This is a genomic window from Trabulsiella odontotermitis, from assembly GCF_001297775.1.
In the GTDB taxonomy this organism is placed as follows: Bacteria; Pseudomonadota; Gammaproteobacteria; order Enterobacterales; family Enterobacteriaceae; genus Trabulsiella; species Trabulsiella odontotermitis.
Genome location: NZ_LIFX01000009.1, coordinates 45,311 through 61,661, shown reverse-complemented (window position 1 = coordinate 61,661; position 16,351 = coordinate 45,311). Strand labels below are relative to the sequence as shown.

Genomic DNA, 16,351 nt, shown 5'->3' with positions numbered 1-16,351 from the left:
TTTTACCCGCGCGGCGACATTCTCTTGATAAATAATTTCTATCGAAGGTAAACTCCCTTGAGTATTAATCATTCACTCAAACTATTTGTGGACATCGACCGCCGACGTTGCAGCGACCGCCTGTGACGCGCGCTGATAACCTGTTATGCGTCTGCCGAAACACGATCCGTATGTACCACATGACTGGGCACCGCACGAAAAACCAGCGCTCCTGGGGTCGCCTTCGACACCCTACCACCCCGCGTTAAAACGCATTGCGTATGGTGTGGTGGGCCTGCTGGTCTGCCTGACCGGGGCGCTCGGCAATGCCGTCGTCACCGCTAACCTGCAAAACTTGCAGGGCACGTTTGCCGCCTGGTCCACGGAGATCGCCTGGCTGCCCGCGGTGTATGTCATGACTAACGTCTCCATCAACCTGTTACTGGTGAAATTTCGCCAGCAGTACGGGCTGCGCGCCTTCACTGAAGGATTTCTGGTGCTGTATGTGCTGGTCACCTTCTTCCATCTGTTCGTGAACGATCTGAGTTCGGCATTGATGGTTCGCGCCGCGCACGGCATGGTGGCCGCCGCGCTAAGCTCGCTCGGCATTTACTATCAGATTCAGGCGTGGCCAGCGAAACACCGTCTGAAAGGGCTGGTTATCGGCATCACCGGCTCGTCGCTGGCTATTCCCCTCGCCCGCCTTTTCTCCACGGAACTGCTGCAACTCGACGAATGGCGTGGTCTTTATTTCTTTGAACTCGGGCTGGCGCTGGTCTCGCTCGCCTGTGTGATCGCCCTGAAACTGCCGCCCAGCGATCGCAAAAAAGTCTTCGAAAAGAAAGACTTCATTACCTTCTTTTTGCTGGCGCCCGGTATGGCGCTGATTTGCGCCGTGTTATCGCTCGGGCGGCTCGACTGGTGGTTTGAAGCGCCGTGGATTGGCTGGTCGCTGGCGGCATCGGTGGTGCTGATCGTGTCGGCGATCGTCTTTGAACATAACCGCAGTAACCCGTTGCTCAACACCCGCTGGCTGTCGAGCGGCAGTATCGTGCGCCTTGGGCTGATCATGTTGCTGATCCGTATCGTGCTGGCGGAACAGAACACCGGGGTGGTTGGCTGGCTACAGTTTATGGGGCTGCAAAACGAACAGATGACGCATCTGGCGTGGTCCATTTTTGCCGGGATCGTCTGCGGCATTGTCGCAAGTTGCCTGACGCTGAAGCCGCAAAAACTGACCTGGCCCATTGTGATTTCAGTGACCGCCATGATGATCGCCTCCCTGCTGGACAGCCAGTCAAATAACCTGACGCGCCCCGATCAACTGATGTTCAGCCAGTTCCTGCTTGGTTTCGGTAGCGCCTTTTTCCTCGCGCCTGCCATGCTGGCGGGTATCGGCGGCGTGGTGGCCGACCCGCGTAATCTGGTGAGTTTTTCGGTGCTTTTCGGAATGAGCCAGAACATCGGCGGTTTACTCGGCTCGGCGATCCTCGGCACGTTCCAGACGTGGCGTGAAAAATACCACTCCAGTCTGCTTGCCGACCAGCTCACCACACTTAATCCGTGGGTCAATGAACGTATCCAGCAGTATACCGGGATGTACCAGAACCTGACCGGTGACAGCGCGGCGCTCAGCACCCAGGCGCTCACCCAGCTACAGACCGCCAGCACGCTGGAGGCGAATATTCTTGCATACAATGATACCTATATGCTGACGGCGGTAATCTCAGGATTCACCCTGATCTGGATCTTCTGGCGCCTTCTGCGTCTGAAAATCACCGCCCGCCAGGCTCTGAAACGTGCGACAGGAACCAAATAATAATGAATGATGTTTTGCAACGGGAGTGGCTATGAGTCAGCAGGATGCCGCCAAAGCGCAAGCCAGTACGCGCAGCAACTTGCGTATTGTTTCCCTTTTTAGCGCTGGCGCCATTGGGCTTGTCGGCGTGCTGGTGATCCTCTACGCCTGGCAACTTCCCCCGTTCACCCGTCACAGCCAGTTCACCGATAACGCCTATGTGCGTGGGCTGACCACCTTTATCAGCCCGCAGGTGAATGGCTATATCACTGCCGTTAACGTCAAGGATTTTGACCACGTTAAACAGGGCGACGTGCTGATTCAGATTGACGATCGCCAGTACAAACAGCGCGTTCATCAGGCGCAGGCGCAACTGGCGATGAAAGTGGCGGCGCTGAACAATAACCTGCAACAGCGTAAGAGCGCAGAGGCCGTGATTGCCCGCAACGCGGCGGCGCTGAAAAACGCCCGGGCGCAGAGCCTGAAATCCCAGGCGGATTTAAAACGCGTGAAGGATTTAACCGCTGACGGGTCGCTCTCCATTCGTGAGCGCGATGCTGCGCTGGCAAGCGCCGCGCAGGGCGATGCCGATATCGAACAGGCAAAAGCGACGCTCGCCGTCTCGCAGCAGGATTTGCAGTCAACGATCGTCAATCGCGGCGCACTGGAAGCGGATGTGCAGAATGCGAAAGCGGCGCTGGAAATGGCGCAGATCGATCTGCAAAACACCCGCATCATCGCCCCGCGCGACGGCCAGTTAGGGCAGATCGCCGTGCGTCTTGGCGCCTACGTGACCGCCGGAACGCACCTCACCTCGCTGGTACCGCCACAGCGCTGGGTGATCGCCAACGTCAAAGAAACACAACTGGCGGAGATCCATACCGGGCAGCGGGTGACCTTCACGGTCGATGCGCTGAACGATGAAAAATTTCACGGCAAAGTGGAAAACATTTCCCCTGCCACCGGCGTCGAATTTAGTGCCATCTCCCCGGATAACGCCACCGGCAACTTTGTGAAAATTGCCCAGCGTATTCCGGTGCGGATCACCATTAACAGTGATCAGTCGAACATGCAGCGGCTGCGTCCGGGGATGTCGGTGCAGGTGACCATTGATACGCTGGAGGCGGGAAAATGAGGCGTCTGACGCTCATTGCCGCCGCGCTGTGGCTGGCCGGTTGCCAGTCCGTTGACGTTAAACAGGCGCCCTCCACGCTGCAGATCCCGGCGCAGTGGCGCGCTGAATCCGGACCGGCCAGCGCAGCCGAAGGTGTCTGGTGGCGCAACTTTCACGACAGCGCCCTCAACGGTTATGTTGATCAGGCGCTGCGTTACAACAGCGACGTGCTGATTGCCCGTGAGCGGGTGAATGAATATCAGGCCAGAGTCTACGCCGCTGAAGGTGTTCTGTTCCCGGAGCTGGACGCCGGGCTAAGCGGCACCCGCGCCCGCGCGCAGTCCGCGGCGACGGGGTTACCTGTTCACAGCACGCTGTATCGCGGGAATCTGACTGCCAGCTACGATGTGGATCTCTGGGGCGCGAATCGCAGCGCCGCCAGTGCCGCACAGGCCTCGCTGGAAGCGCAAAAAGCGGCCGCGGCGGCGGCGGATCTGACCGTGGCGACGTCCGTCGCTTCCGGTTATGTCACCCTGCTGTCGCTTGATGAACAACTGAGTGTCACCGAAGCCACGTTGACATCGCGCGAAGAGGCGTATGCGCTCGCCAGACGGCAATATGAAACCGGCTATACCTCGCGGCTGGAGCTGATGCAGGCCGATTCTGAACTGCGCGCCACCCGCGCGCAGGTGCCGCAGCTACAGCATCAAATCACGCAGCAGGAAAATGCGCTCAGCGTACTGACCGGGCAAAACCCCGGTGCGCTGAAACGCGGTAAGTTTGATGCGCTGACGCCGCTGTCGCTTCCCTCGCAACTGCCATCCACCCTGTTGAACCGCCGACCGGATATCGTTCAGGCGCAGCGCCAGTTGCTCGCCGCCGATGCGACGCTGGCCACGTCACAGGCGAAACTGCTGCCGTCGCTTAATCTTACCGCCTCTGGCAGTTATCAGGACGATACGTTACCCGGGTTGCTGGATAATCCGCTGCGGTTGTGGAGCATTGGCGGCAGTATTCTCGCCCCGCTGCTGAACCGTCAGGCGTTGAACGCGCAGGTGGATGTTTCCATGTCGCAGCGCAACCAGGCGCTCTACGGTTATGAAAAAACGGTGCGTAATGCGTTCAGAGAGGTGAATGACAGCCTGGATGCCATTACGCGGCTGAATGAACAGCTCGCCGAACTGCGCGGTCAGGAAGAGGTTGCGCAGGAGACCCTGCGCATCGCCCGCAACCGCTACAACAACGGGTACGCGTCCTATCTTGATGTGCTGGATGCGCAGCGCACCCTGTTTTCGACCCAACTCAGCGAAGTACAGGTGAAAAACAATCTGCTGCTGGCGCAGATCGACCTTTACCGGGCGCTGGGCGGCGGCTGGCTTGCGGGTCAATAGACTGCTTTTGTAGGCCCGGTAAGCCACGCGCCACCGGGCAATTCTTACGCTGAAATCTGATCCATGGCCTGCAGGATACGCTTGTCCGAAATCGGGTACGGCGTACCCAGTTGCTGCGCAAAGTAGCTGACGCGCAACTCTTCAATCATCCAGCGGATCTCTTTCACATCGTCATCCTCACGACGCGCGGGTGGCAGCTTGTTGAGCCACTGTTGCCAGGCCTGCTGCACGCTTTCCACTTTCAACATCTGTACGCGGTCGCGGTGCGGATCAATCGCCAGTTTTTCCAGACGACGCTCAATCGCCTGCAAATAACGCAGCGTATCGCCCAGCTTTTTGAACCCATTGCCGGTGACAAACCCGCGGTACACCAGCCCGCTCATCTGCGCTTTCACATCCGACATACCAAGCGCCATGGTCATGTCCACGCGCCCTTTCAGCCGTTTGTTGATGTTGAACACCGTGGTGAGGATCTGCTCCACCTGCTTCGCAATCTCGACTACCGTGTCGTTCAGCTCAGCGCGAACTTTCTCATGCAGCGTGGCAAAGCCCGCTTCCGTCCAGACCGGACCGCCCGCGTCAGCAATCAGTTTATCGACGCCGCAGGAGATACAGTCATCAATCAAGTCCAGCACTTTACCGTAAGGGTTGAAATAGAGCCCCAGCTTGGCTTTGTTGGGCAATTTTTCGTGCAGATACTTGATCGGCGACGGAATGTTGAGCAGCAGTAAACGGCGCAAACCGCGCCACATCGCCTGCTGCTGTTCCTGCGGGTTGTCGAACAGTTTGATGGCCACGCTGTCGCGTTCATCCACCAGCGCAGGCCAGGCTTTAACCTTATAATTGCCCCGCTTCTGCTCGAAACTTTCTGCCAGCGTACCGAAACTCCAGATGTGCAGACCGCTCTGTTCAATACCGTCATCCGCCACTGCGGACAGGGTTTCCTGAACTTTCCCTTTAAGCGCGTCTTTCAGCGCGGTCAGGCTGCTGCCTTCCTGAAGTTTCTTGTTATTGTCGTCCACCACGCGGAATGTCATTTTCAGATGATCGGGCACCTGATCCCAGTGCCAGTCCTCGCGATCAACGGTGACACCGGTCATCCGGCGCAGCTCGCGCTCCAGCGCATCCAGCAACGGCAGTTCCAGCGGCGTGACGCGGCCTAAAAATGCCTCCGCATAGTTGGGCGCCGGGACAAAGTTGCGGCGCACTGGTTTCGGCAACGATTTGATCAGCGCGATGATCAGTTCCCGGCGCAGACCGGGGATCTGCCACTCAAAACCGCTTTCCTCGATCTGATTCAGCAACGGCAGCGGAATGTGCACCGTGACGCCATCGGCATCAGTACCCGGTTCAAACTGATAGCTCAGCCGCAGCTTGAGGTTGCCCTGATGCCAGAAATTCGGGTAATCCAGTTTGCTGACCTTTTCCGCGCCCTCTTTGATCAGCATGCTCTTTTCGAAATTGAGCAAATCGGGCGTTTCCCGGCTGACCTTTTTCCACCAGCTGTCGAAGTGACGCGCGGTGATGACATCATGACTGATGCGCTGGTCGTAAAACTCAAACAGCGATTCATCATCCACCAGAATGTCACGACGACGGGATTTGTGCTCCAGCTCTTCGATTTCAGCCCGTAACTTCAGGTTGTCGCGGAAGAACGCGTGGCGGGTCTGCCAGTCGCCTTCCACCAGCGCATGACGGATAAACAGCTCGCGGCACAGCGCGGGGTCGATCCGGCTGTAGTTCACTTTCCGCGCGGCGACGATCGGCAGACCGTACAGGGTGACTTTTTCTGTCGCCATCACCGCCCCCTGCGCCCGCTCCCAGTGCGGTTCGCTCCAGGAACGTTTGATCAGGTGCTGCGCCAGCGGCTCGACCCATTCCGGCTCAATGCGCGCAGCCACGCGGCCCCACAAACGGCTGGTTTCCACCAGCTCGGCAACCATCGTCCATTTTGGCGGTTTTTTGAATAAACCGGAGCCAGGGAAGATGGCAAAGCGGGCGTTGCGCGCGCCGGTAAACTCCTGCTTGTCAGCATCTTTCATACCGATGTGCGACAACAAACCGGTTAACAATGCCAGATGGATCTCGCGGTATTCCGCCGGTTCGCTGTTCACCGGAATGCCCAGCTCTTTCACCACCTGGCGTAGTTGGGTATAAACATCCTGCCATTCGCGGACGCGCAGATAGTTAAGGAAATCCGTGCGGCACAGGCGGCGAAACTGATTCGACGACAGCGCTTTCTGCTGCTCGCCGAGGTAGTTCCACAGATTGACGAAGGCCAGAAAATCGGACTCTTTATCGTGGAAACGACGGTGTTTTTCATCGGACGCCTGCTGTTTATCCATCGGGCGCTCGCGCGGATCCTGAATTGACAGCGCGGCGGTGATGATCATCGCCTCACGCACGCAGCCGTGTTTTTGCGCTTCCAGCACCATCCGCGCCAGACGCGGATCCACCGGCAACTGGCTGAGCTGGCGCCCCATGGCCGTCAGTTTGTACGCGGTTTGTTGTTCGTCAGTGGTGATTGCCCCCAGCTCTTCCAGCAGCCGCACGCCGTCCTGAATGTTGCGGTTGTCCGGCGCTTCGACAAACGGGAACGCCGCGATATCACCCAGCCCCAATGCCGTCATTTGCAGAATGACGGATGCCAGGTTGGTACGCAAAATTTCCGGGTCGGTAAATTCCGGGCGCGACAGGAAATCATCTTCCGAATAGAGACGAATACAGATCCCTTCCGAGACACGCCCGCAACGGCCTTTACGCTGGTTTGCCGACGCCTGTGAAACCGGCTCGATCGGCAGACGCTGAACTTTAGTGCGATAACTGTAGCGGCTGATGCGCGCGGTTCCCGGATCAATAACGTACTTGATGCCCGGCACGGTCAGCGAGGTTTCGGCGACGTTGGTCGCCAGAACGATACGCCGTCCGCTGTGGGGCTGGAACACACGGTTTTGCTCGCTGTTCGACAACCGCGCGTACAACGGCAGGATCTCCGTGTGGCGCAGCTCGAGTTTCGTCAGGGCATCTGCGGTATCACGGATTTCGCGTTCACCGCTCATGAAGATCAGAATATCACCTGCGCTTTCATGACTCAGTTCGTCCACCGCGTCAAAAATCGCCTGTAACTGGTCTCGCTCGGTGTCGTCCGCCTCTTCCACAATCGGGCGATAGCGCACTTCCACCGGATACGTGCGGCCAGAGACTTCAATCACCGGCGCATGGTTAAAGTGTCGCGAGAAGCGCTCTGGATCGATGGTCGCGGAGGTGATGATCACTTTCAGATCCGGGCGACGCGGCAGCAACTCTTTCAGGTAGCCGAGCAGAAAATCGATATTCAGACTGCGCTCATGCGCTTCATCGATAATGATGGTGTCGTACTGCATCAGCAGCCGGTCCTGCTGGATTTCCGCCAGCAGGATACCGTCGGTCATCAGCTTGACCATGGTGTTATCGCTGAGGCGATCGCTAAAACGGACTTTATAACCGATGCACTCGCCCGGCTCGCTCTGCAGTTCTTCGGCAATACGGTTAGCCACCGTCCGCGCCGCCAGACGACGTGGCTGCGTATGGCCTATCAGCCCCTTAATGCCACGCCCCAGTTCCATACAGATTTTCGGTAACTGCGTGGTTTTGCCGGAGCCGGTCTCACCCGCCACGATCACCACCTGATGGTCACGGATGGCGTTGAGAATGTCTTCTTTCTTCTGGCTGACCGGCAGGTTATCCGGATAGGTGATTTCCGGGCGCGTGGCGGCACGCAGCAGGACTTTACCGGCAGCCTGTTCAATCTCTTTTACCATCTCCTGGAAAATGGCTTGTTGTGCTTCAGGATTTTTAACCTTCTTCGCGCCCTGCAGACGGCGGGTAAAGCGCTGTTTGTCGCGCAGCATCAGGCCATCGAGCTGGCGGTGGAGGGAAGCGACGGTGATTTTATTCTGTTCTGTCATAGTGTTATCGGGCAGCGCACTGCCGGAAAAAGGCTTACGTCAACGTTCGGTATAGAGTACCACATTCACGCTTTTCGTCTCTTATTCAATAATTTCGAACAAAGACTTCGATATATTGCGCTATCCATGTGGCAGGATTGTGAATAAAGTGGCATCAAGCAACAGGGCACGGGCCCGTCAATCTCACATAAGGAAACACCCATGAGCAAAGTATTAGTTCTCAAATCCAGTATTCTGGCAGGGTACTCACAGTCTGGTCAGCTGACCGACTATTTCGTTGAACAATGGCGTGAACAGCATCCGGCTGATCACATCACCGTTCGCGACCTGGCTGCCAACCCGATCCCCGTTCTGGATGGTGAACTGGTGGGTGCAATGCGTCCGGGCGACGCGCCGCTGACGCCGCGTCAGCAGGAAGCGCTGGCGCTCTCTGACGAACTGATTACTGAACTGAAAGCGCACGATGTTATCGTGATTGCCGCGCCGATGTACAACTTCAACATTCCGACACAACTGAAAAACTATTTCGACCTGGTTGCCCGTGCTGGCGTCACCTTCCGTTACACCGAAAACGGCCCGGAAGGTCTGGTGACCGGTAAACGCGCTGTCGTGCTTTCCAGCCGTGGCGGGATCCATAAAGACACCCCGACCGACCTGGTCGCACCGTACCTGAAACTGTTCCTTGGTTTTATCGGCATTACTGACGTGAACTTCGTGTTCGCAGAAGGTGTGGCGTACGGCCCGGAAGTGGCGGCTAAAGCGCAGTCTGACGCAAAACTGGCTATCGACAGCTTCGTCGCTGCTTAAGATTTCCCCCTCTCACCGCCCGGTGGGAGGGTTTTTATTCCCCCGCGGTGTCCCCGCTTTACGAGCCTGCTCGTAAAACTCAAATCTCATGTTTTCAATGCGTTAAGAAACCCATAGAATCACCGCGGGTGCTTGAGACTGTCTGGTCTCAGGCAATTTGCAGGAGTCCGGATAGTGAAAAGCCCCAGGAGATAGTGTTATCCACCTGGGGCTGACAATCCTAACCCTAGCAGGTGGGATGTTAGCCCCTTCTCAGAAAGGAGGCAATAACATGCTGACGAAATACGCCCTTGTGGCAATCATTGTGCTGTGTCTTGCGGTACTTGGTTTCACGTTTCTGGTACGCGAAACGCTTTGTGAGTTGAGCGTAAAAGAACGTGGTATGGAGATCAAAGCTGTTCTCGCTTACGAATCGAGGAAGTAGCTGACGCGCGCGGGGAGCAATCCCCGCGTCACCACGGCAGGGTCTGGCACTCAGCGCACCTCTTAGCCCTCTCTTCGGAGAGGGCTAACGTTTTTAAGAGGCTGATTTCGGCCGCAGATTCTCATCAAATACCAGCCGTTGACGACCGGCTTCGGCTTCGCGCAGCGGTTCCACCTGGTGCATCGTCTGTTTGCAGCGCTCCACCAGCACCTGATATTCACGTGTGCCCTGTTTTTTCCAGGCCATCTCCTGCTCACTCAGCGCGCGAATCGCTTTTGCCGGGCTGCCGATGATCAGATGATCTGCAGGCATTTCGGCCTTCGCTTTCACAAACGCGGCGGCGCCGACAATGCTGTTTTCGCCGATGATTGCGCCGTCCATCACGACCGCATTCATGCCCACCAGCGCGTTGCGGCGGATAATACAGCCGTGCAGGATTGCGCTGTGACCGATATGGCCGTCTTCCTCCACCACGGTGTCCTGCTCCGGAAAGCCATGCATCACACAGTTATCCTGAATATTGGCGCCATCTTTTACCACGATACGGCCAAAATCCCCGCGCAGGCTGGCGTTCGGCCCGACGTACACGCCCTTACCTAAGATCACATCACCAATCAGCACCGCCGTGGGATGCACATAGCTTTCCTCAGGTACGACTGGCGTCAGACCATCGATTTGATAGACAGGCATCACGCCTCCTTAATTGAGTTGCAGGCCGCCGAAACGCTGATAAAACAGACTGCCCGGCTGCGGTAATTCACCGACCGAGGTTTCTGCTTTTTCGCTTACCCAGGCCAGCGCACCGGCGGCAACACGTTGATAGATATTAATACACAGCTGGCGCGCCGCCTGTCCGGCCCAGTGTGCGGGCAGCAGCACCTCGGGCAGCAGCGGGTCTTTCAGCACCACGCGGCGGTAAAAATGGATCAGCAGTAACTGGATATGGAAGCAGCGCTCAGGGGTAAGCTCACCCGGCGCCGCCTCCCGCAACAGCGGCAACAGTGGCCGGAAAGAGTCGATAAACGCATTGTACATGACGTTCTGTTCGCTGAGTTGCCAGCACTCTTCTACCCGCGCGCGCAGGGCCGCCACTGACATCGCCAGCGGCGAATGCGCCTCAAAGCAGATCACGTTTTCCGCTACGCCCGCCTCGTGCAACAGCGCCTGCACATCGGCCAGTTTTTGCGATGGCGACGCCATCAGGCTCGGCGCCAGCGTGCCGAACCCCTGCCAGATCAGCTGTTTTTTTACATCCGCGAGCGTGGATTTATCCAGCCCCTCTGACAACAGCAACAGCCAGGTGCCGTCCCAGGCGGGTTGTTCCGCACGGTAAATTTTGCCTTCCGCGCGGCGCGTCAGGCGCAGGCCTTTGTCACTCAGCCGGTAGTAGCTGCGACGCCCGACGCGATCGACATCCAGCCAGCCCTCCTTGTTAAGCCGGAACAGCGCAGTGCGCACGAAGCGCTCGCCAAAACCCAGCCCCTCCAGCAGTGCCGCCAGGCTGCCAAGCCAGATTTCGCCGCCACGGTGCGACAACGCATCACCATACAGCGACGAAATTAGCGACGTCCCGCTGATGGGCACAGAAGAAACCGCCTGTTGAATAAACGCGTCAAGTTTGCTCATCTGATTCATTCTTTTATCTTTTTTATCCTGGATGAATCATAGCATATTGCCCCGCCCACCAGGCGACGGGGCGAAACCGTGATTATCCGTTAGCGGCGACTTTACGCAGGTCGAAGACCCGGCAGGCCTTGCCTTCGGAGCGTGGAATGCTGCCACAATTGACAATGGTGACATCGGTTGAGATACCCACCATCGACTTAATGCGGTGACGCAAGTTATGACACACCTGGCAGCGCTGCTCATGCGACAGGCTGAGGCTGCTCTCTTTCAGCTCCACGCGCACCGAAAGTGAATCAAGATGCCCGCGACGGTTCACCTCCAGCTGGTAATGCGGCGACAGGTGCTCAAATTTGACGATCTCCTCTTCCAGTTGTGACGGGAAGACATTGACTCCGCGAATGATCAGCATGTCATCACTGCGACCGCTGATACGGTCCATACGCCGCATTGAACGTGCGGTGGCGGGTAACAGACGGGTGAGATCACGGGTACGATAGCGGATCACCGGCAGCGCTTCTTTGGTCAGCGTGGTGAACAGCAGTTCGCCCTGCTCGCCGTCGTCCAGCGGCGTACCGTCGTCCGGGTTGACGATTTCCGGATAGAAATGATCTTCCCAGATAGTCGGGCCATCGGTGGTTTCGATGCACTCCATCGCCACCCCCGGCCCCATCACTTCTGACAGGCCATAGATATCCAGCGCGGTAATACCAAGACGGCGTTCAATTTCACCGCGCATCGCACAGGTCCACGGCTCCGCGCCAAACACACCGACGCGCAGGGAGCACTGGCTGGCGTCGCCGCCCATCTGCCGCTCCAGTTCTTCAATCAGGTTCAGGCAATACGACGGCGTCACCATAATCATATCTGGCTGAAAATCACGGATCAGTTGCGCCTGTTTCTCGGTCTGGCCGCCGGACATCGGGATCACCGTCGCGCCCAGACGTTCCGCGCCGTAATGTGCGCCCAGCCCGCCGGTAAACAGACCATAACCATAAGCGACATGAATTTTATCTTTTGCACTGCCGCCCGCTGCGCGCAGGGAACGCGCCACGATGTTGGCCCAGTTGTCGATGTCGTTTTGCGTGTAGCCCACTACTGTTGGTTTGCCGGTGGTGCCTGACGAGGCGTGGATACGGACGATCTGCTCCATCGGCACGGCAAAGGTGTCGAAGGGATAGTTGTCGCGCAGATCCTGTTTAGTGGTGCAGGGAAATTTGCGGATATCCGCCAGCTCGTTGAAATCATCAGGGTGCACGCCCGCCGCGTCGAATTTGCGCCGGTACATCGGCACGTTCTCGTAGGCGTGTTTCAGCGTCCATTTCATGCGTTGCGTCTGCAGCGCATGCAGTTCGTCGCGGGACGCGGTTTCAATCGGATCAAGGTTGGATGTCGTTATCATTATAGGGTACTCGCAGGTTGATTAGCTCACAGATCAAACACGCTCCAGGATCATGGCGATGCCCTGACCCACACCGATACACATCGTACACAACGCATAGCGGCCCCCGCGCCGGTGCAGCTCATGGCTGGCGGCGAGCGCCAGTCGGGCGCCGCTCATCCCCAACGGATGGCCGATGGCGATGGCGCCACCGTTGGGGTTCACATGCGGGGCATCATCCGGCAGCCCCAGTTGTCTGAGCACACCCAGCGCCTGCGCGGCGAAGGCTTCGTTCAGCTCAATCACATCCATATCGTTGATATTCAGTCCGGCGCGTTCCAGCACCTTGCGGGTGGCGGGTACCGGACCAAGTCCCATCAGACGTGGCTCCACCCCGGCGCTTGCCATGGCGACGATACGCGTGCGTGGGGTCAGCCCCTGCGTCAGCGCCATCTTCTCGCTGGCAACAATCAGCGCCGCCGCGCCGTCATTCACCCCTGAGGCATTACCGGCCGTGATGACGCCACCGGCGCGAAACGGCGCGTTAAGCGCGGACAGTTGTTCAATGGTTGTTTCCGGGCGCGGATGCTCATCGTCTTTTACTTCCACGACAGCGCCTTTTTTGCCTTTGACGGTGACGGGCACAATTTCCTGCGCCAGAATGCCGTCACGCTGCGCTTTTGCCGTCCGCTGCTGGCTGCGCAGCGCGAAAGCATCCTGATCGGCACGACTGATATTTAACAATTCAGCTACATTCTCTGCCGTTTCCGGCATGCTGTCAGTACCAAATTGCTGCGCCATGAGCGGATTCACAAAACGCCAGCCAATAGTGGTATCAAACATTTCGGCCTGACGGGAAAATGCCGACGTCGCTTTGCCCATCACAAACGGCGCGCGCGACATCGATTCCACGCCGCCTGCCAGCAGCAGATCGGCATCACCAGCACGAATGGCGCGCGCGGCAAACCCCAGCGCGTCCAGCCCGGAACCGCACAGACGGTTGATGGTGGTGCCGGATACCGTTGGCGGCAGCCCCGCCAGCAACGTCGCCATACGCGCGACGTTGCGGTTGTCTTCCCCCGCCTGATTCGCGCAACCGAGGATCACATCATCGATCAGCGCCGCATCCAGTTGCGGATGACGACTCAGCAGCGCCCGCAACGGAATAGCCGCCAGATCGTCCGCCCGCACGCCCGAAAGCGCGCCGCCGTAACGTCCTACCGGCGTTCGCACGCCATCACAAATAAACGCATCACGCATCAGGCTTCTCCTGTCACACGGCCGCCGATGCGGTGCGATTTACCGCGAAACAGGGCGACCGTTTTTTGATGTTGGTTAACGATTTCAATGTCATACACCCCGGCGATAGTGCCCTGATGTTTGACGCGGGCGGTGGCGGTGAGCTTGTCGCCCGCCTTCCCCGGACGCAGAAAATCGATGGTGCAGGCAGAGGCCACCGCGGCCAGCCCCTGGCTGTTGCAGGCATAGGCAAACGCGGTATCTGCCAGCGAGAAAATTTGCCCGCCGTGGCAGGTATGATGGCCGTTGAGCATCTGCGGCAGCACGGTCATGGTGACCATGGCATACCCTTCATCCATCTCCACGATATCGATCCCCAGCGCCTGCGCACAGGCATCGTTTTCATACATCACGCGGGCGTTGTGCCAGGCGTTATGACTCATAACCACACTCCAGAAGCGCACGCTGGCGCAGCAGTGAACACGGGCGATAGCGCTCTTCACCATAATGACGTTGCAGGTTTTCCAGCATCGTCAGCACCCGCTGCCAGCCGAGGATGTCACCCCACTGCAGCGGTCCGCGAGGGTAATTCACCCCCAGGCGCATCGCGGTATCGATGTCAGTTTCGCTGGCGACGCCTTTTTGCAGGGCGTCAAGCGCTTCGTTAATCACCATCGCGACGGTGCGCCAGACCAGCAGGCCGGGATAATCGGCGATCACCAGCACCTGTTTGCCCTTTTGTTGCAACCAGGCAACGGCTTTTGCGGTCTCTTCCGGGCGATTGCTGTCGGCGGCGGCGATGGCTACCACCTCTCCCTCGCGATAATCCATCAGCACCACCGGGCATTTCAGCCGTGCCGCTTTTGCCTGCGCGGTTTCACCGTCCGTGGTCATCAGTTGCACATCATCTAGCGTGACAACGTCACCTGATTTATGTATCTGACGGGCGCGCAAAGGCTCAGCAACCGCAGGGTGAAACGCCACCACGGGCGCCCCTTCCGGCCAGTGATAGACACCCTGCCCGCTTTTTTTGCCCAGCCGCCCCGCCAGCACCAGTTCCTGTTGCAGCAGCGACGGTAAAAAGCGACGCTCCTGCCAGAAAGCGTTGAAGACGGAACAGGTCACGGCGAAATTAACGTCCTGACCAATCAGATCAGTCAGCGCCAGCGGCCCCATCGGAAAACCACCGCCGTCACGCAACGCGGTGTCGATCACTGCTGCGTCGGCCACCTGCTCTTCCAGTGCCCGCCACGCCTCAGCATAAAACGGGCGGGCAACACGGTTCACGATAAAGCCCGGCGTCGAGTGACAGCGCACCGGTTGTTTGCCCCAACGGGTGACGCACTGGCAAAGCTGCTCCACCACTTCCGGCGAGGTCGCCAGCCCGCTGACTACCTCCACCAGTTTCATTACGGGGGCCGGGTTAAAAAAGTGCAGCCCTGCCACCCGCTCCGGATGACGCACATCGGCGGCGATGGCGGTAATGGAAATCGATGAGGTATTACTGGTGAGCAGCGTCTGCGGCGGGCAGATTTCCGCCAGCTGGCTGAACAGTGCTTTTTTCACCTCCAGCCGTTCGCTGGCCGCTTCAATCACCAGCCCGGCGGCGGCGAGCGCCGACAGATCCGACACCGGATACAGATTACGCAGCGTACTGGCACTGGCTTCCGCGCTGAGTTTGCCACGCGCCACGCGGGATTCCAGCCGTGAGCGGATCGCGTCAATCGCGCGAGTCAGCGCCTCGCTGGCAATGTCATACAGCAAAACCTGATAGCCTGCGGACGCCGCCACTTCGGCGATCCCCGCCCCCATGGTGCCGCTGCCAATCACCGCGATGATGTCAATTCGCTGGCTCATGATGATTTCCCGCTGAACTGTGGTGGTCGTTTGGCCAGGAACGCGCTGACCCCTTCGCGGTAGTCCGGGCTGCGTCCGGCCAGTCGCTGGTAGTCGCGCTCAAGATCGAGTTGCGCGTCGAGGGTGTTGGTTTCTGCCGCCAGCAGCGCCTGTTTGATCAAGCCAAGACCATACGTCGGCTGCGTCGCCAGATGTCGCGCCAGGGTCAGTGCGGTGTCGGAGAGCTGCGCGTCATCCACGACCTGCCAAATCATGCCCCACTGGTGCGCCTGTTCCGCGCTGAGCTTATCGCCCATCAGCGCCAGCCCCAGCGCCCTTGCCCGGCCTGCCACGCGCGGCAAAAACCAGGTGCCGCCGCAGTCCGGTACCAGCCCCAGCTTACTGAAGGCCATGATGAAACTGGCCGAGCGGGCAGCGATGACCATATCGCAGCCAAGCGCCAGCGTCGCACCGGCGCCTGCCGCCACGCCGTTCACCGCGGCGATGACCGGTTTGGGCAGCGCCGCCAGTCTGCGCACCAGCGGGTTATAGAAATTTTCCACCGACAGCCCCAGATCCGGAGCGTTACCCTGCGGGTCAACGTTACGGTCGTTGAGATCCTGACCGGCACAGAAACCGCGCCCGGCACCGGTGATCAACAGGCAGCGGATAGTATCGTCACGCTCGGCCTGCTTCAGGCAATCAGCTAACTGCTGGTGCATCTCATCGTTAAAACTGTTCAGGCGATCCGGGCGGTTCAGGGTAATGGTCATTACACCCTGTTCCACATTGCTGAGAATTAAAGCGTCCAT

General features: G+C 58.5%; 13 protein-coding genes. 5 read left to right on the top strand and 8 right to left on the bottom strand.

Annotation, left to right across the window (positions count from 1 at the left end):
* Positions 1-145: 145 nt before the first annotated feature.
* Genes AOY23_RS13115 through AOY23_RS13105 form a run of 3 tightly spaced genes read left to right on the top strand, consistent with a single transcriptional unit; the run spans position 146 to position 4,282 of the window.
* Complete coding sequence (locus tag AOY23_RS13115) at positions 146-1,798, top strand: MFS transporter (RefSeq protein WP_054180055.1); 1,653 nt, start codon at positions 146-148, stop codon at positions 1,796-1,798.
* A 31-nt stretch (positions 1,799-1,829) separates the two neighbouring features.
* On the top strand, positions 1,830-2,912 hold the full coding sequence (locus AOY23_RS13110) for an HlyD family secretion protein (protein WP_054180054.1): 1,083 nt from the start codon (positions 1,830-1,832) through the stop codon (positions 2,910-2,912).
* The gene (locus AOY23_RS13105) at positions 2,909-4,282 is read left to right on the top strand and encodes an efflux transporter outer membrane subunit (protein ID WP_054180053.1); all 1,374 of its coding nucleotides are present in this window, start codon (positions 2,909-2,911) and stop codon (positions 4,280-4,282) included. The genes AOY23_RS13110 and AOY23_RS13105 overlap by 4 nt, the downstream gene beginning before the upstream one ends.
* A 44-nt stretch (positions 4,283-4,326) precedes the next feature.
* Here AOY23_RS13105 and hrpA read toward each other — a convergent pair whose 3' ends face one another.
* Entirely contained in the window at positions 4,327-8,229 is a 3,903-nt protein-coding gene (gene hrpA / locus AOY23_RS13100; RefSeq protein WP_054180052.1) for an ATP-dependent RNA helicase HrpA, read from the bottom strand.
* A gap of 201 nt (positions 8,230-8,430) precedes the next feature.
* On the opposite strand from hrpA, the gene azoR reads away from it, so the two are divergent.
* Together azoR and AOY23_RS21830 are read left to right on the top strand one after the other, a co-directional pair.
* Entirely contained in the window at positions 8,431-9,036 is a 606-nt protein-coding gene (gene azoR / locus AOY23_RS13095) for an FMN-dependent NADH-azoreductase (protein ID WP_054180051.1), read from the top strand.
* Between the two features lie 271 nt (positions 9,037-9,307).
* On the top strand, positions 9,308-9,460 hold the full coding sequence (locus AOY23_RS21830; protein WP_162838555.1) for a Hok/Gef family protein: 153 nt from the start codon (positions 9,308-9,310) through the stop codon (positions 9,458-9,460).
* A gap of 93 nt (positions 9,461-9,553) precedes the next feature.
* On the opposite strand, the gene paaY is transcribed toward AOY23_RS21830, so the two are convergent.
* The 7 genes from paaY to paaG all read right to left on the bottom strand — a co-directional run bounded on the left by paaY (position 9,554) and on the right by paaG (position 16,351).
* Positions 9,554-10,150, bottom strand: a complete 597-nt coding sequence (gene paaY / locus AOY23_RS13090; protein ID WP_054180050.1) for a phenylacetic acid degradation protein PaaY — start codon at positions 10,148-10,150, stop codon at positions 9,554-9,556.
* 9 nt (positions 10,151-10,159) lie between these two features.
* Positions 10,160-11,095: a phenylacetic acid degradation operon negative regulatory protein PaaX gene (gene paaX / locus AOY23_RS13085; protein WP_054180049.1), complete on the bottom strand. Its 936-nt coding sequence runs from the start codon at positions 11,093-11,095 to the stop codon at positions 10,160-10,162.
* A 73-nt stretch (positions 11,096-11,168) separates the two neighbouring features.
* The gene (gene paaK / locus AOY23_RS13080) at positions 11,169-12,485 is read right to left on the bottom strand and encodes a phenylacetate--CoA ligase PaaK (RefSeq protein WP_054180048.1); all 1,317 of its coding nucleotides are present in this window, start codon (positions 12,483-12,485) and stop codon (positions 11,169-11,171) included.
* A gap of 33 nt (positions 12,486-12,518) precedes the next feature.
* Positions 12,519-13,724 carry a 3-oxoadipyl-CoA thiolase gene (gene pcaF, locus AOY23_RS13075; RefSeq protein WP_054180047.1) on the bottom strand — a complete coding sequence of 402 codons (1,206 nt, stop codon included), beginning with the start codon at positions 13,722-13,724 and terminating at the stop codon, positions 12,519-12,521.
* A complete protein-coding gene (gene paaI / locus AOY23_RS13070) occupies positions 13,724-14,146 on the bottom strand; it encodes a hydroxyphenylacetyl-CoA thioesterase PaaI (protein ID WP_054180046.1) in 423 nt (140 codons plus the stop codon). The genes pcaF and paaI overlap by 1 nt, the downstream gene beginning before the upstream one ends.
* On the bottom strand, positions 14,136-15,560 hold the full coding sequence (gene paaH, locus AOY23_RS13065; RefSeq protein WP_054180045.1) for a 3-hydroxyacyl-CoA dehydrogenase PaaH: 1,425 nt from the start codon (positions 15,558-15,560) through the stop codon (positions 14,136-14,138). The genes paaI and paaH overlap by 11 nt, the downstream gene beginning before the upstream one ends.
* A complete protein-coding gene (gene paaG / locus AOY23_RS13060; protein WP_054180044.1) occupies positions 15,557-16,351 on the bottom strand; it encodes a 2-(1,2-epoxy-1,2-dihydrophenyl)acetyl-CoA isomerase PaaG in 795 nt (264 codons plus the stop codon). Before paaG ends, paaH begins: the two co-directional genes overlap by 4 nt.